We start from the raw sequence: 25,929 nt of genomic DNA on the forward strand, positions 1-25,929 counted from the left end.
GGCATAGGGGTTGATGCAGCCGATTGCATTTGAACCGGTTTTAGGGCCATTGCCGTGGCGGTGACGCCGCTGAGTGCCCGCTTACGGAATTTTCAATGAATATTCAGACGAACCCAGCCCAGATCGAGAAGACAAGCGCGAGCTTCCCGGCCGTCACGGAGGAGCCGATACGATCGGTATTCCTGCCGGAGGAACGGCTCCGGCTGCTCGGCGAGAGCCTTGCCAAGGGCGATCTGACGGATCTGTTCGGCCTGATCCCATTCGATTTCCAGGCCCGCATCCGTGACAGCGCCAAGAAGATCCTCGAAGTCTACCGGTCGACCAATGCCGCGCAGGGGAGGGGCGAAACCATCACGCCGGCCGCGCAGTGGCTGCTCGACAACAACTATCTGATCGAGGAAACCATTTTCCAGGTCAAACGCGACCTGCCGCGCCGCTTCTACCGGCAATTGCCAACGCTGAAACTGCCCGATGGCGGCACCGTGCCGCGCGCATTGGCTCTGGCCTGGACCTATGTGGCGCATTCCGACAGTTCCGTCTCGGCGACCATGTTCAAGTCCATCGTTCAGGGTTTTCAGTCGGTCGAGCCGCTAAAAATCGGCGAACTCTGGGCACTGCCGTCCCTTTTGCGCTTCGTGCTCATCGAGAACCTCCGCCGCCTGGCGGTCAGGGTCAACCGCACCCGCCAGATGCGCCAGATCGCCAACGACGTGGCCGACAAGGTGCTGGCGACCGACGACAATCCGGACCGGCAGGCGATCCTTGCCAATTTCAGCGCGCATGCACAGGACACCACCTTCGCCACTCAGCTGCTCTATCGCCTGCGTGACGGATCGCAGAATGCCGGCAAGGCGCTGGAGTGGCTGGAAGGCGAACTCGAAAAGACCGGCTCGGATGCCGAGGAAATCATCATTTCCGAGCACCAGACGCTGTCCAGCGGCAATGTGACCACCGGCAACATCGTTCGCGGCCTGCGCCTCATCAACGACGTCGACTGGACGGTGTGGTTCGAGGGTGTCAGTCGCATCGATACCGTGCTGCGCGAGCGCACGGATTTCGCCGCGCTCGACTTCTTCTCGCGCGATCAATACCGCACCGCGATCGAGGAACTGGCACGCCGCTCGAACCTGTCGGAGTACCGTGTCGCCGAAAAAGCCATCGAACTGGCCGGCCATGCTGTCAGCGAAACCGTCCCGGAGAGCGGTGAGGGGGTTGATGCCCAGGCTGCATCCGTTCACACCGATGTCGGTTTCTATCTCGTTGGCCCGCGTCGGCTGGAACTCGAAAAGACGATCGGTTATCGGCCCACGATCAGCCAGATCGTCAAGCGGACCTTCGCCAAGACCGGATGGCTTGGCATCGTCCTGCCCGTCTTCGCCCTGACCGTCCTGCTGCTCGTCCTGTCGGGCAACGCCCTTTCCAATCTCGGCCTGTCGGTTCCGTCCATCGTGCTGATGCTGGCCCTGTTTGCCGTGCCGGCCAGCGAAGGCGCGCTCGCTTTCTTCAACACCGTGGTCTCGCTCTTCCTCAAGCCGACACGCCTGATCGGCTATGACTACCGGCACGGCGTGCCGCCAGAGGCGCGCACCCTGGTGGTCGTGCCGTCCCTGATCGGCTCGCGTGACGATGTCGAGGAAAACATCCGCAACATCGAAGTGCATTACCTTGCCAATCTGGCGGACGAGATCCATTTCGCGCTGCTTTCGGATTGGCCCGACAGCAAGATCGAGATCGATGCGGCCGATACCGAGATCTTAGACTTCGCCCGTGCCGAAATCGCCCGCCTCAATGCGCGCTATCCCTCCGAAGGCGCGCCGCGCTTCTACATCCTGCACCGCCGCCGGCTCTACAATGCCGCTCAAGGGTCCTGGATGGGTTGGGAGCGCAAGCGCGGCAAACTGCACGAACTCGATCTGTTGCTGCGCGGCGACAGCGATACCACCTTCCTGCCGCTCGAAGTGCCGCTGCCGGAAAAAGTCGTCCATGTGATGACGCTCGACGCCGATACCCGCACCACCCGCGATGCGGTATCGAGCCTTGTCGGCAAGCTTTGCCATCCGCTCAACCGCCCGCATTTCGACGCCACCAGGCGTGTCGTCACCGCCGGCTACACCATCCTGCAGCCGCGCATCACCGCTTCGCTCACCAGCGGCGACGAAGCCTCGTTCTTCCAGCGCGTCTTCTCGGCCAATCGCGGCCTTGATCCCTATGTCTTCGCTGTTTCGGACCTCTATCAGGACGTCTTCAGCGACGGGTCCTTCACCGGCAAGGGCCTCTATCATGTCGATGCCTTCGAGGCCGCCTTGCAGGGCCGCATCGAGGAAAACACCATTCTCAGCCACGATCTGCTCGAAGGCGCGCTGGCGCGCGCCGCGCTGGTCACCGACGTCGAACTGGTCGAGGATTACCCGACCCGCTACTCGGTCGATGCCTCGCGCCACCATCGCTGGGCGCGCGGCGACTGGCAGCTTTTGGGATACATCTTCAACCCGCGCTCCGGCGTTCCGGCCCTGTCGCGCTGGAAGATGGTCGACAATCTGCGCCGCTCGCTGACGCCGATCTTCTGGGTGATGGCGGCGATCGCCGGCTGGACCTTGCTGCCCTTCACGCAGGCGGCGCAGTGGCAGGCCTTGCTGATCCTGAGCCTGTTCATGGCGCCGACCTTCGACGTCGTCAACGCCATCCTGCCCAAGAGCGGCGACCAGACGCCGCGCGGCCATTTCTCGGCGCTGGCGCGCGACGTCGCCTTCGGCACCGCCATGGTGGCGCTGAAGATCGTGCTGATGGCACATAACGCCTGGATGATGGGCGATGCCATCGTGCGCACGCTCTACCGGCTGTTCGTCAGCCGGCAGAACCTCCTGGAATGGCGCACCGCCTCGCAGGCGCACAAGGCCGGCGACAACGATGTCGGCTCCTATTACGGCATGATGTACGGCGCCGTGATCATCGGCTTTGTCGGTCTCGCCATTCCGGTGCTGGCAGATTCCACCGGTGCCTTCGTCGCCTTCTTCTTTGCCTTGTTCTGGATCGGCTCGCCGGCGATCGCCAGCTGGATCAGCCGCTCCGCTGAAACCGAGGATCGGCTGCGCATATCGCAAGCCGACATCCACACGCTGCGCACCGTGGCGCGCCGTACCTGGCATTATTTCGAGAGCTTCGTGACGGCGGAGCATCACAATCTGCCGCCCGACAATTTCCAGGAGAGCCCCGCGCCAGTCGTGGCGCCGCGCACCTCGCCGACCAACATCGGCGTCTACTTGCTCTCGGTCGTCTCGGCACGCGATTTCGGCTGGATCAGCCTGTCCGATGCCATCACCCGCATCGACGCCACCATGACCACCATCGAGAGTATGCCGCGTCATCGTGGCCATCTCTTCAACTGGTACGACACCACGACGCTGAAGCCGCTCTATCCGCTCTACATCTCGGCTGTCGACAGCGGCAATCTCGCCGGCCACCTGGTGGCGGTGGCGGCTGCCTGCGCCGAATGGGCGGAAGCCCCTTCCGTCCACTTGCAGGGCGATTTCGAGGGTATCCTCGATACGGTGACCATCCTGAGCGAAAGCCTCGATGAACTGCCCGACGACCGCCGTCAGTTGCGCCCGTTGCGCCAACGCCTTGTCGATCGCCTCGACGGCATGCGGCGCGCGGTGGAGACGATCAAGGCGCAGCCGGAAATGGCGTCCATCCGCACCATCAACCTGGCGGTGCTGGCCGGCGAAATCCGCAAGCTCGCCACCGCCATTCACACCGAAGCCGCATCGCCGCAGAGCGACGTCATCGTCGACTGGACGGCAAGACTCGAAACCACCTGCGAGGCGCACGTCCACGACGCCCACAGTGACGAGAACGCCGTCGAGGCTCTGCGTGCCAAGCTGCTCACCTTGCGCGAGCGCACCCGTCGTTTCGCCTTCGAGATGGAGTTCGCCTTCCTGATGCGGCCGGAGCGCAAGCTTTTGTCGATCGGCTACCGGGTCGAGGAACATCAGCTCGACGAAAGCTGCTACGACCTTCTCGCCTCCGAGGCGCGGTTGACCAGCCTGTTCGCCATCGCCAAGGGCGATCTGCCGACCGAACATTGGTTCAGGCTTGGCCGCCCGATCGTCGAGATCGGCTTCCAGGGTGCGCTGATGTCGTGGTCCGGCTCGATGTTCGAATATCTGATGCCGCCGCTGGTGATGAAGGAGCCGCAAGGCTCGATCCTCAACCAGACCAGCAAGCTGATCATCAAGCGCCAGATGCAGTATGGCCGCCAGAAGAATGTGCCGTGGGGCATTTCGGAAGCGGCCTACAACGCCCGCGACCGGGAGCTGACCTATCAGTACACCAATTTCGGCGTGCCGGGGCTTGGGCTGAAGCGTGGCCTTGGCCAGAACACGGTGATTGCGCCTTACGCGACCATCATGGCGGCGCAGTTCAACCCGCGCGAAGCGGTGCAGAATCTGACCCGGCTGCGCGAGATCGGCGCGCTTGGCCGTCATGGCTATTACGATGCGGTCGACTTCACGCCGCAGCGCGTACCGGAAGGCACCAACCACGCGGTCGTGCTGAACTACTATGCCCACCATTCGGGCATGTCGATCGCCGCCGTCGCCGACGCCATCTTCGAAGGTCGCCTGCGCGATCGCTTCCACAGCGATCCGGTCATTGAATCGGCCGAACTGCTGCTGCAGGAGAGGGCGCCACGCGACATTCCGACCGCGACCGTCCGCACCGAGGCCGACGAGCGCTCCAAGGACGAGACCGAGACCGAGAGCCCTGACACCCGCATCGTGCTCGATCCCGCGCGGGCGTTGCGTTCGACCAATGTGATGTCGAATGGCCGCTATTCGGTGATGGTGACCGCGACCGGCTCCGGCTACAGCCGCTGGGGCGATCTTTCCGTCACCCGCTGGCAGCCCGATCCGGTCGAGGATCGGCTTGGCTCCTACATCTTCCTGCGCGATGCCGCCACTGGCGACTGGTGGTCCGCGACTTCGGAACCCAGGCGCGCGGCCGAGGAAAAGACGCAGGCCCTGTTTTCCGATGACAAGGCGAGCTTCGTGAAGCTGGTCGGCACGCTGCGCTCCGAAGTGGAGTGCATCGTCATCTCCGAGGGCAATGGCGAAGGCCGTCGCATCACGCTCTACAATGAGAGCACATCCGACCGTCACATCGAGGTGACGTCCTTTGCAGAACTGGTCCTGGGTTCGGAAGCTTCCGACAACGCGCATCCGGCCTTCTCGAAAATGTTCGTGGAAACGGAAATCGCTGCCAACAACGGCGCGATCTTCGCCACGCGCCGCAAGCGTGAAACCAGCGAACCGGATGTGACGCTGGTGCATTTCGTCACCGATCCGTCGGGACCGGCGCGTGACGCCGAGGCCGAGACCGACAGGCGCGCCTTCATCGGCCGTGGCCGCACCATCGTCGATGCCGCCGCCTTCGATCCAGGCGCCAGGCTTGGCGGCCATTCCGGCTTCACGCTCGATCCCATCGCCTCGCTGCGTCGTCAGGTGCGCGTGCCCGCCAACAAGAAAGTATCGCTGACCTTCTGGACCGTCGTCGGGGCAAACCGTGCCGAGCTGGAGGAGGCGATAAGCCGGCTCGACCATCAGGAGAGCTTTGCCCGGCAGGCGATGCTTGCCTGGACGCGTAGCCAGGTGCAGACCCGCCATATGGGCCTCAGTCTGACCGACGCGGCCAATGTGCAGAAACTGGCGCGCTATCTGATCTATCCCGACCCGTTTTTGCGGCTGCCGGCCGAGTCCATCGCTTCCGGGTTGGGCAAGCAGTCGAGCCTGTGGCCGACCAGTATTTCGGGCGATTACCCGATCTTCCTGGTCAGGATCGGTGACGTTGCCGATCTCGAGATCGTAGCCCAGGCGTTGCGCTTCCAGGAATACATGCGCACCCGCGGCATGATGATCGACTTCGTCGTCGTCAACGAGCAGGCTTCGTCCTATGTCCAGGATCTGCAGCGCGCGGTCGAGACGCTGTGCGAAAACAGCCGCTTGCGCGGCAAGGAACTCGGACCCCGCCAGCACATTTTCGCGGTGCGCCGCGACCTGATGGAGGAAACCACCTACAAGACGCTGCTCGCCGTCGCCCGGGTTGTGCTGCATACACGTAACGGCACCATCTTCGACCAGATCGAACGGGCCGAGGCGGCCGCGCTGCAGGCGCGCGATGGCCTGCAGCCGGCAGGATTGCCGGGTTCGCGCGAAATCGCGGCGCTCGCACCGCAGATGCATGCATTTGCCCCGCAGGCTGTGGCCGACGTCAGCGCCGATGGCTCCGGCCTTAGCCTGTGGAATGGTTTCGGTGGCTTCGACGGCGACGGGCGGCACTATGTGGTGCGCCTGGCCGGCCGGCGCACGACGCCGCAACCCTGGATCAACGTCGTCTCCAACGCGTCGTTCGGCTTCCACACCTCGGCCGAGGGAGCGGCCTTCACCTGGAGCCGCAACAGCCGCGATTACCAGCTGACGCCATGGTCGAATGATCCGGTGTCCAACCGGCCGGGCGAGGGCGTCTATATTTACGACCAGGCCAGCGGCAAGGCGTTCTCTCCGCTCGCAGCGGTGGTGCGCGATCCCTCGATGACCTACGAGGCCTGGCATGGCCAGGGCTTCTCGACCTTCCGCTCGAAGCGCGGACCGTTGTCGATGGACCTGACCAATGTCGTCGATCCCATCGATCCGGTGAAGATCACGCGGCTGCGCATCCAGAATTCCGGCCCGGTACCGGCTCGGCTGCGTGTCTATGCTTACGCCGAATGGGTGCTTGGCGGGCATCGGTCGCGCACCGCGGCAACCATAGTGCCGTCCCGCGATGGAGCCACCGGCGCGTTGCTGGCGCAAAATCCCTACGGGCTCGATTTCAGCGAGCGGGTGGCCTTCCTCGCCGCCGACACCGGCGTCCACTCGGTGACGTCAGACCGGGCGGAATTCCTCGGCCGGCACGGGTCCAGCGAGCTGCCACAGGCGGTGCTGAGCGGTTCGGCCCTGTCGGGTCGCGTCGAGGCCGGAGATGATCCTTGCGCGGCGATCGCTCGCGACGTCGAGATTCCGGCCGGCGCCGACGTCACACTTATCTGGCTGCTCGGCGATGCCGATTCCGCGGCGCAGGCGAGCGCGTTGGTGCAGACGCACCGGGGCAAGGACTTCGACCAGCGCCTGGCCGACAATGAGCGCGAATGGCGCGCCTTCCTCGACACCATCCAGGTCGAGACGCCGGACAAGGCACTCGATGCCATGGTCAATCACTGGCTGCCCTATCAGAGCCTTGCCTGCCGCATCCGCGCCCGCTCGGCCTTCTACCAGGCAAGCGGCGCCTTCGGCTTCCGCGACCAGTTGCAGGACACGCTCGCCTTGCTGGCGCACGACCCGACGCTGGCGCGCGACCAGATCCTCAACGCCGCGCGGCGGCAGTTCCCGGAGGGCGACGTGCAGCATTGGTGGCTGCCGCGGACCGGCGCCGGCGTGCGTACCCTGATCTCCGACGACGTGGTGTGGCTCGCCCACGCCACGTCCCGCTATCTCATGGTGACCGGCGACGCCGCCATCCTGAAGGAGCAACTGCCTTTCCTCGATGGACAGGCGCTGGGTGAAGGCGAGCACGACGCCTTCTTCACCCCGGAAATCTCGAAGAAGACGGTGTCGCTCTACGACCACTGCGCGCGAGCGCTCGACCTTGCCATCAAGCGCAGCAGTCCAGCCGGCCTGCCGCTGATCCTTGGCGGCGACTGGAACGACGGCATGAACCGCGTCGGCGAACACGGCAAGGGCGAGAGCGTGTGGCTGGGTTGGTTCCTGTTGAAGACGCTGGGCGACTTCGCCGCGGTCGCCAAGACCGAGGGCGACACCAAGCGCGCACAGGCCTGGGCAAAGCATGCCGACGCGCTGAAGCGGGCACTCGAAAGCACGGCATGGGACGGCGAATGGTACCGGCGCGGCAGTTTCGATGACGGTACGCCTTTGGGCTCGCGTACATCGCAGGAGTGCAAGATCGACTCCATCGCCCAGTCCTGGAGCGTGCTGTCGGGCGAGGGCGACCCGGCGCGGTCGACCACGGCCATGCAGCAGGCGACGAAGCTGCTCGTCGACGACCGTCTCAAGATCGTCAAACTGTTCACGCCACCCTTCTCGAAGACACAGAAGGACCCCGGCTACATCAAGAGCTATCCGCCTGGCGTGCGCGAGAATGGCGGCCAGTATACCCATGCGGCGACGTGGTTCGTCATTGCGCTGGCCGAGATGGGGCAGACCGATGAAGCTTATCGCTGCTTCTCGATGCTGAATCCGGTCAACCACGCGTTCGACGAGGCCTCGGCCGAGCACTACCGGGTCGAGCCCTACGTGGTGGCGGCCGATATCTACTCCGGGGACGACAAGGGAGGTCGCGGCGGCTGGACCTGGTACACCGGGTCGGCGGGCTGGCTTTACCGGGCGGCGGTCGAAGGCATCCTGGGCATCGAACGGCGCGGCAAGCAGATCACATTCCGGCCGAAGCTGCCCAGCCACTGGGATGGCTACCAGGCTTCACTCAAGATGCTGGGCGCCGAGATCAAGGTCCAGGTCATTCGCGACAAAAAGGCCAAGACGATCTCGCTCGAAGTCAATGGTTCGAAGACAAAATCGACGTCCTTCGCACCCAAAGCTGGTGACCAGACCGAGGTCGTGGTCAAGATACCGGCATGAAATCAGCCATTTAGTGATTAGATCGCGCGTCCTCCGGGACGCGCGACGCCGTGCATTGTTTACTTGCGCGCGGGGTGCCGACGACGTTGGCCAGCCGCCCGGGCGAAGTCATGCCGGCCTGCCGTGATTAAAAATGTGGCACAGCTCGACCACTGCCATGATTTTGCCGCAAGGCTGACATTTCACCTTTTATCTCAAACTGTTAGGTGATCACGCCAGATTTCGTATCGTCGTCATCTTTTGTTCGCTAAATGGGAACGGAAGAGATAGACGGGCATTGTTTTGCGACGCATCAACCGTTACGTGTCAGGAAATGGTGCGGTGCACAATATTGGTATTGGGCACAATAGAACGTTGGCGGAGTAGCTGAAGTGTCACTTCTGCAGATCTATTGGAGAGCGCTGGGGTATCTGGCTGCCGACAAGAAGCGCGTCGCGCTGATCTGTTCGGCCAACGTCGCTCTTGCAGCCATCGCGATCCTTGAGCCGATCATGTTCGGCCGGGTCATCGACGCGATTTCCGCGCACGGTTCGGTTTTCTCCACGCTTGCCGTGTGGGCCGGCCTCGGCGCCTTCAATGTCATGGCTTTCGTCCTGGTAGCGCGCGGCGCCGACCGGTTCGCGCACGCCCGGCGCAGCGAAGTGCTCTGTCAGTCGTTCGAGCGCGTCATCACCATGCCGCTCGCCTGGCATCATCAGCGTGGCACCTCGAATGCCCTCCACACGCTGCTGCGCGCCGTCGAGACTCTGTTCAGCCTCTGGCTTGAATTCATGCGCCAGCACTTGTCGACCGCTGTCGCGCTCGTTCTGCTGGTTCCGACGGCGCTCAGCATGGATGTGCGCATGTCGATGGTTCTGCTCGTGCTCGGCGTGCTCTATGTCGGCATCGGCCGCCTGGTGATGAAGCGCACCAAGGAAGGCCAAGCTGCGGTCGAGCGCCACTATCACAAGGTATTCGCGCATGTGACGGACTCGGTGAGCAACGTCGCCGTGCTGCAGAGCTACAACCGTCTCGGCTACGAGGCCGAGGCGCTGCGTGGCTACGTCAAGAACCTGCTCGACGCGCAGAACCCGGTGCTCGACTGGTGGGCTATCGCCAATGCGCTCAATCGGCTGTCGTCGACGATCTCGATGATGGTGGTGCTTCTGATCGGCGCTTACCTGGTCACTCATGGCCAACTGCGCATCGGTGACGTCATCGCCTTCACCGGCTTCGCCACGCTGCTGATCTCACGGCTCGACCAGATGTCGGCTTTCGCGAACCAGATTTCGGAAGCTCGCGCCAAGCTCGAGGATTTCTACAAGCTCGAGGACTCGGCCGCCGATACCGCCGAGCCGGATGGTCTGCGCGACCTTGCCAACGTCACCGGCCATGTTCGTTTCGAGGATGTCAGCTTCGAGTTCGCCAATTCGGGGCAGGGCGTCAGCGACGTGTCCTTCGAGGTGCAGGCCGGCCAGACCGTCGCCATCGTCGGACCGACGGGTGCGGGCAAGACCACGCTCATCAACTTGCTGCAGCGCGTCTTCTCGCCGTCCAGTGGCCGTATCCTGATCGACGGCATCGATACCCGCACGGTGACCCGCAAGTCGCTGCGCCATTCGATCGCCACCGTGTTCCAGGACGCCGGGCTTTTGAACCGCTCGATCGAGGACAACATCCGCGTCGGCCGCGCCGATGCGACCAACGACGAGATCCATGCCGCCGCCACGGCGGCCGCGGCGCAGGATTTCATCCTAGCCAAGAGCAATGGCTATGACACGGTGGTCGGCGAACGTGGCGGCCAGCTCTCGGGCGGCGAGCGCCAGCGCATCGCCATTGCCCGTGCCGTGCTGAAGGATGCCCCGATCCTGGTGCTCGACGAGGCGACCAGCGCACTCGACGTCGAGACCGAGGACCGCGTCAAGGAAGCGATCGACGAATTGCGCCGCGACCGCACCACTTTCATCATCGCCCACCGCCTGACCACCGTCCGCGACGCCGATCTGGTCGTGTTCATGGACAAGGGCAGGGTGGTCGAGATGGGTGGCTTTGCCGAACTGTCGCTGCGCAACGGCCGCTTCGCCAGCCTGCTGCGCGCCGGCGGCCTGCTCAACGACGAGGAAGTCCGGCGCCTCAGCCGGTCGGTGCAGGGCGAGGCCGCCTGAGCCATTAACGGTTCCGCCTCCTCCCGAACGGGAGGAGGCAAGACCAGAGCTGCGACACCGCCGCTCGATTGCCCCAAACGCATCGGCGGTCTATGTAAAGTCGCATGAGTGACATCACCTCACGCCTGAGCGGCTTGACCGATCTCGCCAATCCAACGCGGTTCGTCGGGCTTGCAGACAAGCTTGTGCCGTGGCTGGCGGCGCTCGCCGCGCTCACCCTCGCGATTGGCCTCTATATGAGCTTCACCGCGCCCGAGGATTTCCAGCAGGGTATCACCGTTCGCATCATGTACATCCACGTGCCTTTCGCCTGGCTCGCCATGATGTGCTACACGCTGATGGCGGTCTCCGCGCTTGGCACGCTGGTCTGGCGCCATCCGCTGGCCGATGTCGCGCTGAAATCGGCCGCACCCATTGGAGCGGTGTTCACCGCGCTGGCGCTGATCACCGGTTCGATCTGGGGCAAGCCGATGTGGGGCACCTGGTGGGTGTGGGACGCCCGCCTGACTTCTGTCTTCGTGCTGTTTCTGATGTATCTCGGCATCATCGCGCTGACCCGTGCGCTGGATGATGCCAGCCGCGCCGCCTGGGCCGCCGCTATCATCACGCTGGTCGGCTTCATCAATATCCCGATCATCAAATTCTCGGTCGACTGGTGGAACACGCTGCACCAGCCTGCCTCGGTGTTCCGGCTCGGCGGCCCTACCATCGACCCGAGCCTGCTCTGGCCTCTGCTGGTGATGGCTTTCGGCTTTACCGTGCTGTTCTTCGCGCTGCACCTGATGGCAATGCGCACCGAAATCCGCCGCCGCCGGGTGATAGCCATGCGGCGGGTGGCGGCGCGGCAGGCGGAGCGTCCGGTCTAAAACCTCATGTCATCAGCCCGCGAGCCGCCACTGGCAGCGTTTCGAGAACCTTCTCGCCGTCTATCAGATTGACCTCGTTGAACAGGTTGATGACGACGCAGCAGTGGTCCGGCACCACGCGCACGCGTTCGCCAATGCGCAGCCTGCCGTCGCCGGAAAGCGTGACCGTGCCGTGCTCCTCGCTCAGGCCCGTCACCAGTGCTCCGGGGACGCCCATCAACTCTCCAAAATCCTTTAGCCCTAGCGTATCGCTGGACAGGGCCTTGCTGCCGCTATCGAGAATGGCGCGCGTCGCTGTCGGATGGCTGACCACGGTTGCGAGCACCGTCAGCGCGCAATCGTCCAAGGTGCCGACGCCTTTGGCGACCTGGTAGCGATCGAGATAGATGTAGGTTCCCGGGCGATACTCCGTGACGACGGATGCATCGCCGGAGCGCCACATATCAGGCGTGCCGCCGCTCGAGATGCGCTCGCAGGCAAGCCCCGAAGCAGCCAGCGCCTGCTTGGCGGTGGCGAGCCAGGCTTCCGCTTCAGCCGCGCGGCCGGCGGCCGGATAGGTCATCAGTCCGCCGAAGGTGAGGCCACCTGCCTTGTCGATCACCCTTGCCAGCGCTACCGCTTCATTGGCTGTCTGCACGCCGCAGCGACCCATGCCGGTATCGCATTCGACCAGCACGGGCAGAGGATGGCCGGCATCGGTGAAAGCTGCCGCGAGCCCTTCCAGCGTGTCCATGCTGTCGGCGGTCACCGACAGGGTCACGCGGCCATGCAGCGCCTTCAGCCGCTCGAGCTTGGCGCGCCCCAAGATGTTGTAGGGAAGAAAGATATCGGTCAGCCCGGCATCGGCCATTACCTCGGCCTCGCCGATCTTCTGGCACGTGATGCCGACGGCACCTGCCGCCATTTGCTTCTTCGCCCAATAAGGCAGCTTGTGCGTCTTGATGTGCGGCCTGAGCTTCAGTCCGTTCTTGTCGGCATGAGCCTGTGCACGAGCAATGTTGGCTTCGGCGCGTGCGACGTCGATCAGGATCGAAGGCGTATCGAGGTCATGGATGGTCGGCATCGGCTATCCCTGTGCAATTCGCAAGGGTTATGAGCCTCAAAGCACGCGATGTCACGCGGCCAGCGGGCCGCGATCTGTTGGCCATGACTGGCCCGCGCAAGGCTCGAACAGACAGGGCTCGAACAGGCAAGGTGGATCGACACCGCACCGGCGTTCGGCTATGCGATTGTCGGAAAAATCGACACGAGGGTCATCATCATGAAACGCTCCGCCATCAACGACATCATCCGCGAAGCCGACGCTTTCATCCGCTCGTTCGGCTATATCATGCCGCCCTTCGCCTACTGGTCGCCGGAAGAGATGAAGGCGCGCCAGGTCGATTCTTCGGCCATCTTCACCTCGCGGCTCGGCTGGGACATCACCGACTATGGCCAGGGCAAGTTCGACGATCTCGGCCTGTTCCTGTTCACCGTTCGCAACGGCCGCTACGAGGACATGAAGAAGGGCATGGGCATGCTCTATGCCGAGAAGATCATGATTTCGCGCAAGGAGCAGATGTCGCCGATGCACCGCCACAACATCAAGGCCGAAGACATCATCAACCGCGGCGGCGGCAAGCTGGTGCTGGAATTGTTCATGCATGACCGCGACGGCGGCATCGACCCCAAGGCCGAGGTATCGGTGCCGGTCGACGGAACCATCCACAGGCTGCCGGCGGGCGGACTGCTGAAGCTCGATCCGGGCCAAAGCGTCACGCTCTTGCCCGGCGTCTGGCACGCCTTCTGGGCCGAGGGCAAGGATGTGCTGATCGGCGAGGTGTCGACCGTCAATGACGATCGTACGGACAACGTCTTCCGCGAGCCGATCGGCCGTTTCGCCGATATCGAGGAAGACACACCGCCGCTCCATTTATTGGTGGCGGACTATGACAAATGGCTGGGCTGAGGGCACCCGTCCTCAACCCCACTTTGCCCCGATTTGCGGGGCCAGCAACCAAGCCCGAGGAGAAATAAGTCTTGAAATCAGCTCTGGTTCCAGCCATTGCCGCCTTGGCGGCGCTCGGTTTCAGTATGCCGGCCCAGGCGGCGGACTTCACCAATATCGTCCTTTCCGCGACGAAGGACGAGGGAACGCCTCAGAGCAACTTCCCTGTCGAGACACCGGTGATCTACGTCTCGGCTGATCTGGTGGATATCGCGCCAACCTCGAAAATCACATTCTCCTGGGTCTCGGTTGATTCCCACGGTGCCGCGCCGGAAAACTATACGATCGACAAGGTCGACCTCGACGTAGGAGCCAACAATCAGGCTGATTCACAACTCAGCAAACCCACGGCGGGATGGCCGGAGGGCACCTATCGGGTTGATTTGGCCATTGATGGAACGGTTGCTGAATCGGTGCCCTTCAGCATTCCATGATTGAACTGCCCGGGAAGGGCGCAATGGGCATTAATGACAACAGCTGAGTGCCGATTGCACGCCCGTCCGGCACAGGCACGATGAGCTGATCGGCACATCGGCCTTGGCCAGCGCCGTGGCGAGTTTTGCCTGCAGTAAAGGCAGCTCTTGGCTCTCGCCGCGCCGCCCCAAACATTCCACCAACCCGTGCAGCGCCCAGACATTGTCCGCGTGCCGGGCGCAGCGCTGGACATTGCCGCTCAGGCCGAGATCGTCGCGATAGACCTGCTCGGCCTCTTGCGCGTGGCCCTGGTCGAGAAGCAGCGCCGCCAGCGCATGGCGCGGCGGGTGCATCCACGCCCACGGCTCGGTGTAGGACAGATTGTCATCCAGCTCGACCGCGTGCCTGAGATGGTCATAGGCCTGCTCGTGCAGGCCCTGATGATAGGCAAGCTCGCCGTCGAGCAAGGCGGCACCGACGGCGAGCGAGGCGCGGGCCGGGTTGCTGAGAAAACGCCGCTCGGCTGGAATGCCTTCGAGATGCTGGTGGAAGCGTTCACGCTCGCGCTCGGCGTCGGTGAATTGCCTCAGCGTCGCATGCGCCACGCCCTTGGCGTAATGCTGCATGGCCGCCGTCAGCACATAGAGGCCGGGCTCTTCGGTTGCCGGCTCGTCGATGATTTCCCGCCAGCGACCGAAGCGCACCAGCACGTGCGATTTCATCGCATGATAGCCTTCCACGGTCTGGGTGAGTTTGGGCCGATCCTGGATGGCGACCACGTCACGCGTCACCAGGCTGCGCACCTTGTCGGCGGCCCACAGCGCCGGCTGGTACTGGCCCGACAACATGCAGGTGAACATCATCAGGTGCAGATCGTGGCAGCAGCCGAGCAGATAATAGGTCGGCTCATTGGCGTAGGCGATATAAAGGTCGTTGGCCCGAACCGCCTTTTCGCTGGCGAGCTTCGCCTTCTCATACTCGCCGCACAGCACATAGATATGCCCCGGCATGTGGTTCATGTGCCCGGCATCGGGGCACATCTCGCCGAGCAGATCGGCCGAGCGCATGCCGCGCTCCGGCTGGGTCGACATTTCCAGCAGATGGATGTGCAGGTGGACGATCGCCGGATGCTGGGCGGTGCCGGCCTCGTCTGCGAGCAGGATTGACCGCTCGCAAACCTCCAGCGCTTCGACGACGTCGGAATTCGGCGCCGGTTCACCGGTCTTGAGATTCCACAGGCGCCGCACCGTGCGCATCATCAGCGCCTCGACGAGAAGCGCCATCACATCGTGATCGTCGGGAAAGTTTTCATGGACCCGCCGCATTGCGGCGGCATAGGCGTCGTCCCATTGCTCGAATTCCTGTGGCATCACCCGGTGCGGTTTCTGGAAACGGCAGGCCAATGCCCCGATCAATTGTCTTTCGACCTCGCTGGCTGCAACCGCACTGGCGCGCGCGAGCTGGACATGCTCGAAGCAACGCTTCGTCGCGCTGTTTGCCTCGGCCTCGCCATGCTCCTTCCAGGTCAGATTGTAGAAAGGCCCGGCTGCATAGGCGATGCCCCAATGAACCATCGGGCAGTCCGGATCGGTCTCCAGCGCCATCTCAAAGCACTTGATGCCTTCCTCATGGTTGAAGCCGTAGCACCAGTTCAGAGCGATATCGAACCAGCGCTGGGTCTCGGTGGAGCGGGTGGAGATCGGGCGGCGGTAAGCGCCGAGATTGAAGCGATCCATGGGTCTCATTCAAGTTCGGTTCGCCGCGAGCCAAGCCCTAGCCAGATTCTTCGCCATCAATGTGTTCCGAAATTCGTAGCCATGGCAAACACCATGGTTTTGGGGTGAATGTGAAGAGCGGCAGCGCGCCGTCCTAGTCGGTTGCCTCGGGCGCCGCTTCGTCTTGCCAGCCGCCTAACTCCGGCAGGTCGTCAAGCCAACTTTTCTCGGTTATCACGGCATCGCCGGCCCGCGGGGCGACCTTGGTGGCGTTTTGAATCAGCCAGTCCACCCACTTCCGATAGGCAACCGGGTCCATCCGGGGCGGCAGCACCTTGGCCTTGAGCAGCATCCTCTTGCGGAAGCTGGTTTGCCTGCGCAGTTTGGTCGTCGTGAACTTGATAGCCTTGCCTTGGTATTCAACCGTCCAGCGGTCGCCCCCATGACCGACAAGCCTGTCTACCGAGAAACCGGCATCGACCGGTCTCTCCCGCCAGGGAAGCTCGATGGCGTTCCTCCTCAGATCGAGAACCCATCGCCTGTAGTTGGCCCCGGGACGCAGGGGCGGCAGCACGCCGGCCTCTTCGAGCATCTTCCGTCGGAAGGTAGGCTGCTTCTTGAACTGACCGGTCGTCAGCTCGATGCGATGTCCACGGAATTCGACATGCCAGCGGATCCTCCCATTGCCGACATACTTCACCAGCCTGTCGATAAAGAACTCGCCATCGGCAAGCATCACGCAGCCTTGGCTGATGCTTTCGACGATGAACTCGGTGTCAGTGACCATCAGGCGGCCTTGCAGGATTTGTTCGCGAAGCGTGGCGACAGCGATGTGCCGGATTTATGCACCAGATAAGTGTTCCGGTTCCGATTTTCGCTAAGTGACCATTTTCATTGAAAAATGCTTGGCTGGGGTTCCTGGAAGCTTTTCGAACTTTCTGGGTCGCGCCTCAGCCTGAATTGCGGGTGCTTATGGACAAAGTAGGATACTAGATTCGGGTTTGTGAGGCATCGACTTCCTGGCGCGTTTGCCCACCTTATGTGCACGTCCGGAGGTATCCACCTAAGGTTTGGTGGCCAATGCGGAACTTTTGGAAGGCCGAGAGCTTCTCCAAGCTCGAGACCACAGGAGGAACGAGTGGCCAATCTTGGAAGACTTGCGATCGCTATGCTGGGGGTCTTGGCTTATCAAAACCGCGACAAGATCGCAGAGATGATCCGTGGAGCGGGAGAGCGCGATGCAAACAATCCGCAAGGGGGGATACTGGACCAGGTGTCCAGGGGCGTTGCCGGCACCGCGCTTGGCGATATTCTCGACCGTTTTAAAAATGCAGGTGCTGGCCCGAAGGTGGACTCCTGGGTTGGCACCGGGCCGAACGAGCCGATCGAGCCTCATGAGGTGGAAAAGGCTATTGACGCGCAGACGCTGGAGGCACTTTCAACGCAGACTGGCCTCTCGCGCGAAGAGCTCATTGCGAGGATCACCAGGGATCTGCCGGACGCCGTTAACCAGATGACCCCAAACGGCAAGCTGCCGGCAGATCACCGAACGAACGACTCGGTCGAGCCGACCCTACTAGACGACGTGCCACGGACAGGGAGCGGGACGCCGAAGCAATAGGAACAGGCTATGAGATATGGTCCCCATATTCTGCTGAGTTTACTTGTCACCATGGTGCCCACGTCGCTGCTCGGTGCTCAGGGATGGCAGGGCTTCGGGATCAAACATCTCGGCTTCGTGTTCGATGTCCCCCCGGGGTTTGTACTTACCCAGCGCTCCGACCAAGGGGCAGCCTTCGAGGGCAAAAACAAAGCGTTTCTCGCAGTATGGGGGGCGCAACTCGGCAAGGCGAGTTTTCGCACCGAGATAGAGCATCGCATGGCAGTGAATGAGCACGACGGCTGGAGGTTGACCTATAAGCGAGTGACGCCGCAATGGGCCAGCTATTCTGGGCTGAAGGACGGTCAGATACTGTATGTCCGGGCCGTCAAAGTCTGCGACGGCCGCGCGGCATTGTTTACGGCCACCTATAGTCGTGACGAAAAGCTCCCCTACGATCCGATTGTCGTTCGCATGGTAAGATCGCTAAGGGCCGATGGTTGTTAACCAAGCCGTATACAACACGGCTGGATGGCGCTGCTTGCATGTCCTGCTGGTAGGCATCGTATCGATCTCCAGAGGCCGGTCCGATCAAAGCCCGACGTCAACGGTTGTGCGCCTCCTGGCTGCCCACGCTTGAGAGTCGCGGCCCTGGACGCGACCGCTCGCCGGCGAGGCCCTTCGCTGCCGGCATCGTCGAGACGGGTACACGTGAGCACGGCATCGAAGCTCCAGGAACAAAGTGGTTCCGCTAATGTTGGGAGAAAAATTAGCGGAAACTAATATGAAATTCTTACCCGTTCTGGAACCCTGCGACACATGGGCGGTATTCGACACCACGACCGACGAACCGGCCGAGTTTGCAGGTGAGTGCCTCATTGGTCTGACAAAGGCCGCCGCTATTTGGCTCGCGGCAAGAGCCAGCGATGATGAAAGAAGAAACCGTTGCCGGCATGCATCGAGCATCAGCGTACTGGGCAGCGGTAGGTTTCTTCATCAGCAACCGCGTGAACAGTCGTGGGGGTGATGAGTGATGAGGCCATGGCCGCCGTATTGGCCTCACGTGATGATGAAGTGCAGGTCCTCGGTGTATTCGACGCAGCGAACAAGAAAGAAGCCTCCCTTGAACTTCGCCGTCTTGGAGAGGCAGTTCACTTTTTGGCAAACGCATCGGTATTGGGCTACGACGTTCGTTCTGCGATAATCTTTCATGAAGTTGCGGGAGCACCATGCTTGAGGGCGAAGCAATGTGAGCAACTTTGGGCGAAACACGGCGCGCTGCTGGTAAAGTAACACTGCAGTTCTTGATGGAAGGCTTGTCGGTGACGGGCTGGTCCGGCTGTGTCTGCGAGTCCTGACGGCTGGCCCGGGCCTCGCCCGATCCGGCTGCTTTACGAATGACTGCGTTGAAAGGATCCATGTGAGGACATCTGGCCGGATGCCCGCTCAACTTGACCTTAGGTCGCTGGACGGGCGATTGGGAACCGGCAGCGGGCTCCGGGGGAGAACGCGCCCACGGCCGTGTTGCCTCTCCCCAAAGCGCCTCATGGCGCCTGTGGCGTTCGCCAAACTCCGAGCCGCTTTTTGACTAGCCGGATTTCAAGCTAAGACACTAGCCAATCACGGCATTTCTTCACGACCGCCAGAGCCATGCGAGAAGGACTGGATTTCATCCATATCGATCTTCCCGTCACCGTTCTGGTCGATTGCAGAGAAGATTCTGCCGACAGCCTCCTGGACCTCGTTCTCGGACAGCGATCCGTCACCATCCGTGTCCAGAAGCGCCAGTACAAGTCGCATCCCGGTGCCGCGCATCATGCGAGGACCATGATTTCCGACCATTCCATGCTCACCGGCCGGGCCGCCAGTGCGGTGCCGCTGCCAGCCGTCTCGATGACGGGAAGCTTCCTCTTGACGGTTGTCACCCTCCTCTTGCCGATTGTTACCTTCGTTAGAGCTCCGATCCTGTTGCATTCTCTCCTGGACGGCTTGCTCAATCATCTGGCGAATCATTTCATGCGTCGGCCCACCCGTCTGTCCGCTCACATCCGGCAGTTGCCCAGCTCCGGGCTGTTGGGTCGCCGGGGTTGGTGCAGGTGTTCCGTTCGTCTGGGCGAGCGCAGGGAAGGCCGCGAACATCAAAGCGGCGGCCGCGGTGGTCGTGCAGCGTGGAAATCTCATGACATGCTCCATTGGTTGGTCGTGGTCTGCCTCAAGCTGATTGGCTGGCCCCCAACTTGGAGTTCATTCCGATTGTTCCTCCCTGGAGATCGGGTCACGATGAAGTTACACGACCATGGAGTATGGGCTTCAACATACTGTGCCGACAGCAGCCGCACGTCATGGCCACGTGCAGTCAATTCTCGCCCAACAATGCAATGAGCTGCAGGCTTCGGTCCCGACCAGGCAGCGTGGCAGGCCCTCGAAGAATGGCAGCACGCGCCCACGCGTCAGCTTCCTGCGAACGACAATCTCACCTCGTGGACTTGCAGAATCGGCAGCTGCGGCGGCCTCATGCGAGCCGGCCGGGGCGAAATCATCCGTAGGACATCCAGTTTGGCTGGGGAACCTGGATCTTCGGTAATCCGGCCGACGATGTGGTGACGCTGGAACCCTAACCGGCCGGATCCTCGACGCCGACCAGAAGCCCGCCGCTCGCCACGGCGGCCTTTTCACTTGCCTCGCCGTTCCCGTCATACTCGACCGGACCGAGGCGCTGCACGAAACCGAGAATTCATAATCTTGTTGCAGCGTAGGGAATGAACAAGAAAACGAAGATCATTTCTTATGCCGTGGTGCTGGCGTGCCTCGCCTTCGCAAGCTGGCGGCTTATTTTGCTTGTCTCGGCCGGCCAGTGGAAGGGAAGATTCGGCGGCTGGAGAGAATGTGAAACGTTTTGGTGCTATTCGACGGGCATCTTGTCTTATGCGAGCGTGGTTGCGTTCTGCCTCTTCGCGCTCTACCTGTTGCGCTACCGCGAAAACTATGTCGCGAAGCTCTATCGAGATTACCACGAAATGAAGGGAAAGGGCTGATGCCCCCGCGTGAGACATCCATTTGGGTGTAACACTTAGCAATTTCTAATGTTCGCTAAGCAGCTGAAAACAACGATTAAAGAGGTGTTGGCTGGGGAACCTGGATTCGAACCAGGACTAACGGAGTCAGAGTCCGTGGGTCTACCGTTAACCTATTCCCCAGCAGGCGTGACAATCACCGTAAGTGAAAACCGCGCGGGCCGAACGGCTGAGCCGCTTGAGCGCTGCCTTGTAGCCGCCAGTGGAAAATAGTCAAGTCTGCTTTGCGGTTCAATTGCCAGGTTTCATCACCGGTTCCGAACACCAGCTTTTCCGGTGGCGTGCGAACCTCCAAGCCTCAGCTCTCCTTGCGGCTGAACTGCGAGCGTTCGAAGAACAGCACGATGCCCAGGCCCAGAAACAGCGGGACGATGAGATAAAACAGCCGGAACACCAGCAGCGCCGCCACCACGCCGACCGGGTCCATGTCGGAAAGCCCGGCCAGGAACACCACCTCGAAAACGCCGAGGCCGCCTGGCGCGTGCGAAATCTGGGCGACCGAGAAGGAGACCAGGAAGACGCCCAGCACGACGAAATAGCCGGGATTGTGCACCTCGGGCAGGGCGAAGAAGATGATCGCCGCGGCCGCGAGCAGCTCGATCGGGCCGATCAGCAACTGCCTGGCGACGATCGGCAGCGCCGGATAGTGCAACTGAAACCCGGCGATCCTCAGCGGGCGCAGGTGCAGCCAACTGCCGAATACATAGGCTGCGATGAGGACCAGCATCGCAATGCCTGCCGCCTCCGACAGGCCGTGATGGGCAATGCCGGAAAAGCGGTCGATGATCCGCGGCTCGAACACCAGCACAAGGCCGGAGACCAGTAACGTCGACAGCACGAAGGTTATCCAGCAGATCGCCACCAGCACGCCGACTTCCTGGCCGGTCAGCCCCCTTGTGCCGTAGGCACGGTAGCGAATGACGGCGCCGGAGAACACCGAGCCGCCGATATTGTGCGACAGCGCGTAGGTGGTGAAGGAGCAGAGTGTCACGAACAGCCACGACACCTTTTTGCCAATATGCAGCAGCGCGATGTGATCGTAGCCGGCGAGCGCGGCATAGGCGACGACCGAGCTCAAGCCCGCCAGCATCCAGCCACGAGTTGGAATGGCCGCCAGCCCATCCCAGACGTCGTCGAGCGAGATGCCGCGCAATTCATGCCAGAGCAGCAGCAGGGAGAAGATCACCGCGCCGATGCCGACGACCGGCCAGAAATAGCGTTTCCAGTTCATTGCCCGACTGCCATGCGTTGCGTATCCGCTTCCTTTCCGTCGAGAGGCCGTCCGCCCCGGATTTCCCATTCATTTCAGAGATGCCTCATTGAAGCCGGCTATTCAACCGCGAACACTTGTCGCGCCTGACGCCGTCCCTGTTTGCCGCGCGCCGCGACGGTGTTTCGCTACCAGCCCAGCCTTGCCGGTACATTACGCCAGTGCAAAAACAGGCCCGCGCACCCAGCCGGCAAAATTCAGCATGCGGCTCTTGGTGATCGGGCACGGCGCTGTTAGTCTGGCGGCAACTTGAAACATGCCAAAGCGCCTGCTGCGTCCTTCACCGGTTCGCGCGGCGCCGGAAGGAACGACAGTGGAAGACCGCGACACCGGCGCAGGCGCGCCGGAGGTGGGCGCGTCCAGCGCTTCCCTGGGGCCATCAGGCCCGGGGACAGCCGGTTGGCAGCAACGCCGCCCAACGGAGCCTCGCTCCGTGAATGGGCAGGCTGGCGACGCGACCCAGAAGGGCAAGCCCAAGAAACGGCGCAAGCGAAGGCGTGGACGCAAGGTTTTTGCGCGTGACGAGGCGCGCCCAGGGGACAATCAATCGCCGGTGCAAGGCAAGGCTCATGTCGCGGCGGTGGATTTGAAGCCTGTTGCCGCTGTCACAATCTCGCCCGCCGTTGCAATGCCGCGTCCGGAGCAAGGCCACCGCCGGCCCCCGGTGCACGAGCTTCCCGTCTTCGCCGCGCTCGACCTCGGCACCAACAATTGCCGGCTGCTGGTCGCCGTTCCCACGCGTCACGGCCAGTTTCGCGTCATCGATGCCTTCTCGCGCATCGTCAGGCTGGGCGAGGGGCTCACCGCCAATGGCCGGCTCGGCCAGCCGGCGATGGACCGCGCGGTCGAGGCGCTGAAGGTCTGCGGCGATAAATTGCGCGGTCGCAAGATCAGGAAGGCAAGGCTGATCGCCACCGAAGCCTGCCGAACAGCCGAAAACGGCGTGGAGTTCCTCGATCGCGTCGAACGCGAAGCCGGCCTGAAGCTCGAGATCATCGACCGCCAGACCGAAGCCCGTCTCGCGGTTTCCGGCTGCGGTTCGCTGGTCGAGCGCGACACGCAGGGCGTCGTCCTGTTCGACATCGGTGGCGGGTCTTCCGAGATCGCGCTGATCGATCTCACCGGCCGCCGTTCGCCGCGGCTGGCCAATCACATCGTCTCATGGACCTCGCTGCCGGTCGGCGTCGTCTCGTTGGCGGAACGCTTTGGCGGCCGCACCGTGACGCGCGAGATATTCACCGCCATGGTCGACGACGTCGCCGGCAGGCTGGCCGCTTTCGATGGCCGCGATCGGTTGAGCCATCTCAAGGCCAGCCCGAATTTTCATCTGCTGGGCACTTCGGGCACGGTGACGACGCTGGCCGGCGTCCATCTCGACCTCGAGCGCTACGATCGCCGACGGGTCGACGGCCTGTGGATGGACCGCGACAGCGTCGACCGCATGGTGGAGAAACTGGTCGGCTGGGATTTCCAGCAGCGCTGCGCCAACCCCTGCATCGGCGCCGACCGCGCCGATCTCGTGCTGGCCGGTTGTGCCATCCTCGAAGCAATCCGCGCCGTCTGGCCCTCGGAGAGGCTGCGCGTCGCCGACCGGGGCTTGCGCGAAGGAATATTGAGTGAGCTGATGGCCGATGACGGCGTCTGGCGCAATGACGGGCGTGCCAGGGCATCATGATCATGCTCAAACAAGAAATCAGGCAATGACGAAGAAACCAGAAAAGCCAGGATCCGCCAGCATTCGCGTGCTGAAGACGCGGATCAAGAAGAAAAGCGGCCTGAAGGAATCGTCGCGCCGCTGGCTGCAGCGCCACATCAACGATCCCTATGTCCAGCGCTCCAAGGCCGACGGCTATCGCTCGCGCGCGGCCTACAAGCTGATCGAGATCGACGACAAGCACCACCTCTTGAAGCCCGGCATGAAAGTAATCGATTTGGGTGCCGCCCCGGGCGGCTGGTGCCAGGTCGCGGCCGCGCGCACGAAATCGACGGCCGAAAACCCGCATGTCATCGGCATCGATTATCTCGAAATGGACGCCGTGCCCGGTGCGCCGGTGCTGCTGATGGATTTCCTGGACGCCGACGCGCCGCAAAGGCTGGCCGAAGCGTTGGGCGGGGACCCGGATGTCGTGCTGTCCGACATGGCGGCGCCGACCACCGGCCACAAGCGGACCGACCATATCCGCACCATGCATCTGTGCGAGGTGGCGGCCGATTTCGCGCTCTCGGTCCTCAAGCCGGGCGGCCATTTCCTCGCCAAGACCTTCCAGGGCGGCGCCGAAAATGAATTGCTCTCGATGCTCAAGAAGAATTTCCGCTCCGTCCATCACGTCAAGCCGCCGGCCTCACGCGATGAATCGGTCGAGCTTTATCTGCTAGCCAAGGATTTTAAGGGGCGAGAGTCCGGTCCGCCGCCAGGCGGATCGGAACGTCCAGTGGACGTTCCGAAGGACTCGAGCGCCCCGAGCCATAGCGAAGGGCCGGGGGACGCCGACGGCTGAAAGGCCAGCCCCCCGCCGGTCCGCCGCCAGGCGGATCGGAACGTCCAGTGGACGTTCCGAAGGACTCGAGCGCCCGGAGCCATAGCGAAGGGCCGGGACACGCCGACGGCTGATCGCTCTGCGGCGACTTTGCCTCACTCTCCCGGCGATCTGACCGGTTCCAGCGTCTTCGGCGTCGTCAGCCGGCCATGGCCGGAGACGGCGTTACCGGCGTCGGGCGCCATCCGCATGAACGACAGCGACGCCGCCGCCGACACCGCCGCCACGATGAAGAAGGCGGTATGGAAGTCGCGCAGCGTCAGCGGGCCGCCATGGATCGAGGTCGAGACTTCCAGAATGCCGCCGGCGAGCGCCACGCCGAGCGCGATCGAGAGCTGCTGGAACACCGCCGTGATCGGCGTTGCCTTGCTGGTATCCTCGGCCGACACCTCGGCATAGGAGAGCGCGTTGACGCCGGTGAAGAACATCGAGCGGATGAAGCCGCCGACCAGCAATATGGCCAGCATCAGCGCGTAAGGTGTTTCGGGGGTGAAGAGGCCGTAGATGGCGATCGATGCGGCGGCGACCAGCGAGCCGACGATCAGCACGCGGCGAAAGCCGACAACGCGGAAGATCAGCGCGGTGACGAATTTCATACCAATGGCGCCGATCGCCGAGACAAAGGTGATCATGCCGGACTGGAACGGTGTCAGCCCGAAACCGATCTGGAACATCAGCGGCAAAAGGAACGGCACGGCGCCGATGCCGATGCGAAACAGCGAGCCGCCAAGCACCGACGAGCGGAACACCTGGTTACGGAACAGTTCGAGCGCCAGCAGCGGATTTTTGGCGCGGCGCGCATGCATGAGGTAGAGCCCGCCCGACAGCAGTCCCACGGCGATCGTGATGAAGCCGGTGGCCGGCGGCAGATAAGGCAGGCTGACCACAGACAGGCCAAAGACGACGCCTGAAGCGGCCAGCCCGCTCAGGACGAAACCGACGAAATCGAGCGGCGGCGTCTCGGTTGCCTCGGTTTCCGGCAGGAAGCGAGTGGCAAGCCAAATGCCGATCAGGCCGATCGGGACGTTGATCAGGAAGATCCAGTGCCAGGTGAAGTAGGTGGTGATGAAGCCGCCGATCGGCGGACCCACCAGCGGGCCGACCAGCGCGGGAACGGTCAGCCACGACATGGCGGCGACCAGTTCGCTCTTGGGCGTGGCGCGCACCAGAACCAGGCGCCCGACCGGGGTCATCATGGCGCCGCCAATGCCTTGCAGGAAACGCGCGACTACGAAGGCGGGCAGCGAACCGGAGAGGGCGCACCCCACCGAACCGGCAATGAACACTGCAATCGCGGCACGAAAGATGGTCTTGGCGCCGAAGCGGTCGGCCATCCAGCCGCTGATTGGAATGAAGATCGCCAGCGACACCAGATAGGCCGTCAGCGCCAGTTTGAGCGCGATCGGGCTGGTGTGGATGTCGATGGCGATCGCCGGCAGCGATGTCGCGATGACGGTCGAATCCATGTTTTCCATGAAGAGAGCGACCGCCAATATAAGCGGAATGGTGCGGTTCACAAGACGCGTCCGGACTGATTCTCTGTGTCGTCGGCTGGGGCAAGCCGGCACGCAGGGCGGTTATCACGGCCAGAGGGTGATGTCGTGTTAAATTGCTGTCACTTTTGTGCGACTGCAAGGA

General features: G+C 62.7%; 19 protein-coding genes and 1 tRNA gene. 12 read left to right on the plus strand and 8 right to left on the minus strand.

Annotated features, from left to right (window positions below):
* Window positions 1-95: 95 nt before the first annotated feature.
* The 3 genes from LB571_RS10300 to LB571_RS10310 all read left to right on the plus strand — a co-directional run bounded on the left by LB571_RS10300 (window position 96) and on the right by LB571_RS10310 (window position 11,694).
* Window positions 96-8,684 carry a GH36-type glycosyl hydrolase domain-containing protein gene (locus LB571_RS10300; RefSeq protein WP_224594260.1) on the plus strand — a complete coding sequence of 2,863 codons (8,589 nt, stop codon included), beginning with the start codon at window positions 96-98 and terminating at the stop codon, window positions 8,682-8,684.
* Between the two features lie 371 nt (window positions 8,685-9,055).
* Window positions 9,056-10,828 carry a glucan ABC transporter ATP-binding protein/ permease gene (locus LB571_RS10305; protein ID WP_015318303.1) on the plus strand — a complete coding sequence of 591 codons (1,773 nt, stop codon included), beginning with the start codon at window positions 9,056-9,058 and terminating at the stop codon, window positions 10,826-10,828.
* 104 nt (window positions 10,829-10,932) lie between these two features.
* Complete coding sequence (locus LB571_RS10310; RefSeq protein ID WP_140717704.1) at window positions 10,933-11,694, plus strand: heme ABC transporter permease; 762 nt, start codon at window positions 10,933-10,935, stop codon at window positions 11,692-11,694.
* 4 nt (window positions 11,695-11,698) lie between these two features.
* On the opposite strand, the gene LB571_RS10315 is transcribed toward LB571_RS10310, so the two are convergent.
* Window positions 11,699-12,757, minus strand: coding sequence for a D-TA family PLP-dependent enzyme (locus LB571_RS10315; RefSeq protein ID WP_224594263.1), 1,059 nt, complete (start codon window positions 12,755-12,757; stop codon window positions 11,699-11,701).
* A gap of 198 nt (window positions 12,758-12,955) precedes the next feature.
* On the opposite strand from LB571_RS10315, the gene LB571_RS10320 reads away from it, so the two are divergent.
* Both LB571_RS10320 and LB571_RS10325 read left to right on the plus strand, forming a co-directional pair.
* Window positions 12,956-13,642, plus strand: a complete 687-nt coding sequence (locus tag LB571_RS10320) for a D-lyxose/D-mannose family sugar isomerase (protein ID WP_015318300.1) — start codon at window positions 12,956-12,958, stop codon at window positions 13,640-13,642.
* A 71-nt stretch (window positions 13,643-13,713) separates the two neighbouring features.
* Window positions 13,714-14,115: a hypothetical protein gene (locus LB571_RS10325; RefSeq protein WP_140661915.1), complete on the plus strand. Its 402-nt coding sequence runs from the start codon at window positions 13,714-13,716 to the stop codon at window positions 14,113-14,115.
* A gap of 30 nt (window positions 14,116-14,145) precedes the next feature.
* Here the strand turns inward: LB571_RS10325 and LB571_RS10330 are convergent, their stop codons facing one another.
* Window positions 14,146-15,831, minus strand: a complete 1,686-nt coding sequence (locus LB571_RS10330) for a hypothetical protein (protein ID WP_224594266.1) — start codon at window positions 15,829-15,831, stop codon at window positions 14,146-14,148.
* Between the two features lie 133 nt (window positions 15,832-15,964).
* Window positions 15,965-16,597: a hypothetical protein gene (locus LB571_RS10335; protein WP_224594269.1), complete on the minus strand. Its 633-nt coding sequence runs from the start codon at window positions 16,595-16,597 to the stop codon at window positions 15,965-15,967.
* A gap of 351 nt (window positions 16,598-16,948) precedes the next feature.
* On the opposite strand from LB571_RS10335, the gene LB571_RS10340 reads away from it, so the two are divergent.
* The 4 genes from LB571_RS10340 (at window position 16,949) to LB571_RS10355 (ending at window position 18,703) form a co-directional block, all read left to right on the plus strand.
* Window positions 16,949-17,431: a YidB family protein gene (locus LB571_RS10340; protein WP_140720836.1), complete on the plus strand. Its 483-nt coding sequence runs from the start codon at window positions 16,949-16,951 to the stop codon at window positions 17,429-17,431.
* Window positions 17,432-17,440: 9 nt separating this feature from the next.
* On the plus strand, window positions 17,441-17,917 hold the full coding sequence (locus LB571_RS10345) for a hypothetical protein (protein WP_140661918.1): 477 nt from the start codon (window positions 17,441-17,443) through the stop codon (window positions 17,915-17,917).
* A gap of 277 nt (window positions 17,918-18,194) precedes the next feature.
* Window positions 18,195-18,437, plus strand: coding sequence for a hypothetical protein (locus tag LB571_RS10350; RefSeq protein ID WP_224594271.1), 243 nt, complete (start codon window positions 18,195-18,197; stop codon window positions 18,435-18,437).
* A complete protein-coding gene (locus LB571_RS10355) occupies window positions 18,437-18,703 on the plus strand; it encodes a hypothetical protein (RefSeq protein WP_140823689.1) in 267 nt (88 codons plus the stop codon). Before LB571_RS10350 ends, LB571_RS10355 begins: the two co-directional genes overlap by 1 nt.
* Window positions 18,704-19,030: 327 nt before the next feature.
* Here LB571_RS10355 and LB571_RS10360 read toward each other — a convergent pair whose 3' ends face one another.
* A complete protein-coding gene (locus LB571_RS10360; RefSeq protein ID WP_224594273.1) occupies window positions 19,031-19,591 on the minus strand; it encodes an EF-hand domain-containing protein in 561 nt (186 codons plus the stop codon).
* Between the two features lie 578 nt (window positions 19,592-20,169).
* Between LB571_RS10360 and LB571_RS10370 the strand changes: the two genes are divergently transcribed.
* Window positions 20,170-20,445 (plus strand): hypothetical protein, encoded by a 276-nt coding sequence (locus LB571_RS10370; RefSeq protein WP_015318293.1) that lies wholly within the window; start codon window positions 20,170-20,172, stop codon window positions 20,443-20,445.
* Window positions 20,446-20,533: 88 nt separating this feature from the next.
* On the opposite strand, the gene LB571_RS10375 is transcribed toward LB571_RS10370, so the two are convergent.
* From LB571_RS10375 to LB571_RS10385, 3 genes are all read right to left on the minus strand, one after another.
* A tRNA-Gln gene (locus LB571_RS10375) sits at window positions 20,534-20,607 on the minus strand.
* Between the two features lie 13 nt (window positions 20,608-20,620).
* Window positions 20,621-20,779, minus strand: a complete 159-nt coding sequence (locus tag LB571_RS10380; RefSeq protein WP_224594276.1) for a hypothetical protein — start codon at window positions 20,777-20,779, stop codon at window positions 20,621-20,623.
* 3 nt (window positions 20,780-20,782) lie between these two features.
* Entirely contained in the window at window positions 20,783-21,715 is a 933-nt protein-coding gene (locus LB571_RS10385) for a lysylphosphatidylglycerol synthase domain-containing protein (protein WP_015318292.1), read from the minus strand.
* Between the two features lie 295 nt (window positions 21,716-22,010).
* Here LB571_RS10385 and LB571_RS10390 point away from each other — a divergent pair, with 295 nt between their 5' ends.
* Together LB571_RS10390 and LB571_RS10395 are read left to right on the plus strand one after the other, a co-directional pair.
* A complete protein-coding gene (locus LB571_RS10390; RefSeq protein ID WP_263484414.1) occupies window positions 22,011-23,429 on the plus strand; it encodes a Ppx/GppA phosphatase family protein in 1,419 nt (472 codons plus the stop codon).
* Between the two features lie 25 nt (window positions 23,430-23,454).
* The gene (locus tag LB571_RS10395; protein ID WP_015318290.1) at window positions 23,455-24,252 is read left to right on the plus strand and encodes an RlmE family RNA methyltransferase; all 798 of its coding nucleotides are present in this window, start codon (window positions 23,455-23,457) and stop codon (window positions 24,250-24,252) included.
* A 134-nt stretch (window positions 24,253-24,386) separates the two neighbouring features.
* Here the strand turns inward: LB571_RS10395 and LB571_RS10400 are convergent, their stop codons facing one another.
* On the minus strand, window positions 24,387-25,808 hold the full coding sequence (locus tag LB571_RS10400; protein ID WP_224594279.1) for an MFS transporter: 1,422 nt from the start codon (window positions 25,806-25,808) through the stop codon (window positions 24,387-24,389).
* Window positions 25,809-25,929: the final 121 nt, after the last annotated feature.

The sequence above is a fragment of the Mesorhizobium sp. BR1-1-4 genome (assembly GCF_020165375.1).
Lineage (GTDB): Bacteria > Pseudomonadota > Alphaproteobacteria > Rhizobiales > Rhizobiaceae > Mesorhizobium > Mesorhizobium australicum.

Excerpts from the sequence above, each read along its gene's own strand:
- LB571_RS10300 (WP_224594260.1), top strand. The coding sequence starts at position 96 with ATGAATATTCAGACGAACCCAGCCCAGATCGAGAAGACAAGCGCGAGC.
- LB571_RS10310 (WP_140717704.1), top strand. The coding sequence starts at position 10,933 with ATGAGTGACATCACCTCACGCCTGAGCGGCTTGACCGATCTCGCCAAT.
- LB571_RS10315 (WP_224594263.1), bottom strand. The coding sequence starts at position 12,757 with ATGCCGACCATCCATGACCTCGATACGCCTTCGATCCTGATCGACGTC.
- LB571_RS10320 (WP_015318300.1), top strand. The coding sequence starts at position 12,956 with ATGAAACGCTCCGCCATCAACGACATCATCCGCGAAGCCGACGCTTTC.
- LB571_RS10330 (WP_224594266.1), bottom strand. The coding sequence starts at position 15,831 with ATGGATCGCTTCAATCTCGGCGCTTACCGCCGCCCGATCTCCACCCGC.
- LB571_RS10335 (WP_224594269.1), bottom strand. The coding sequence starts at position 16,597 with ATGGTCACTGACACCGAGTTCATCGTCGAAAGCATCAGCCAAGGCTGC.
- LB571_RS10345 (WP_140661918.1), top strand. The coding sequence starts at position 17,441 with ATGAGATATGGTCCCCATATTCTGCTGAGTTTACTTGTCACCATGGTG.
- LB571_RS10350 (WP_224594271.1), top strand. The coding sequence starts at position 18,195 with ATGAAATTCTTACCCGTTCTGGAACCCTGCGACACATGGGCGGTATTC.
- LB571_RS10355 (WP_140823689.1), top strand. The coding sequence starts at position 18,437 with ATGAGTGATGAGGCCATGGCCGCCGTATTGGCCTCACGTGATGATGAA.
- LB571_RS10360 (WP_224594273.1), bottom strand. The coding sequence starts at position 19,591 with ATGAGATTTCCACGCTGCACGACCACCGCGGCCGCCGCTTTGATGTTC.
- LB571_RS10370 (WP_015318293.1), top strand. The coding sequence starts at position 20,170 with ATGAACAAGAAAACGAAGATCATTTCTTATGCCGTGGTGCTGGCGTGC.
- LB571_RS10385 (WP_015318292.1), bottom strand. The coding sequence starts at position 21,715 with ATGAACTGGAAACGCTATTTCTGGCCGGTCGTCGGCATCGGCGCGGTG.
- LB571_RS10390 (WP_263484414.1), top strand. The coding sequence starts at position 22,011 with ATGCCAAAGCGCCTGCTGCGTCCTTCACCGGTTCGCGCGGCGCCGGAA.
- LB571_RS10395 (WP_015318290.1), top strand. The coding sequence starts at position 23,455 with ATGACGAAGAAACCAGAAAAGCCAGGATCCGCCAGCATTCGCGTGCTG.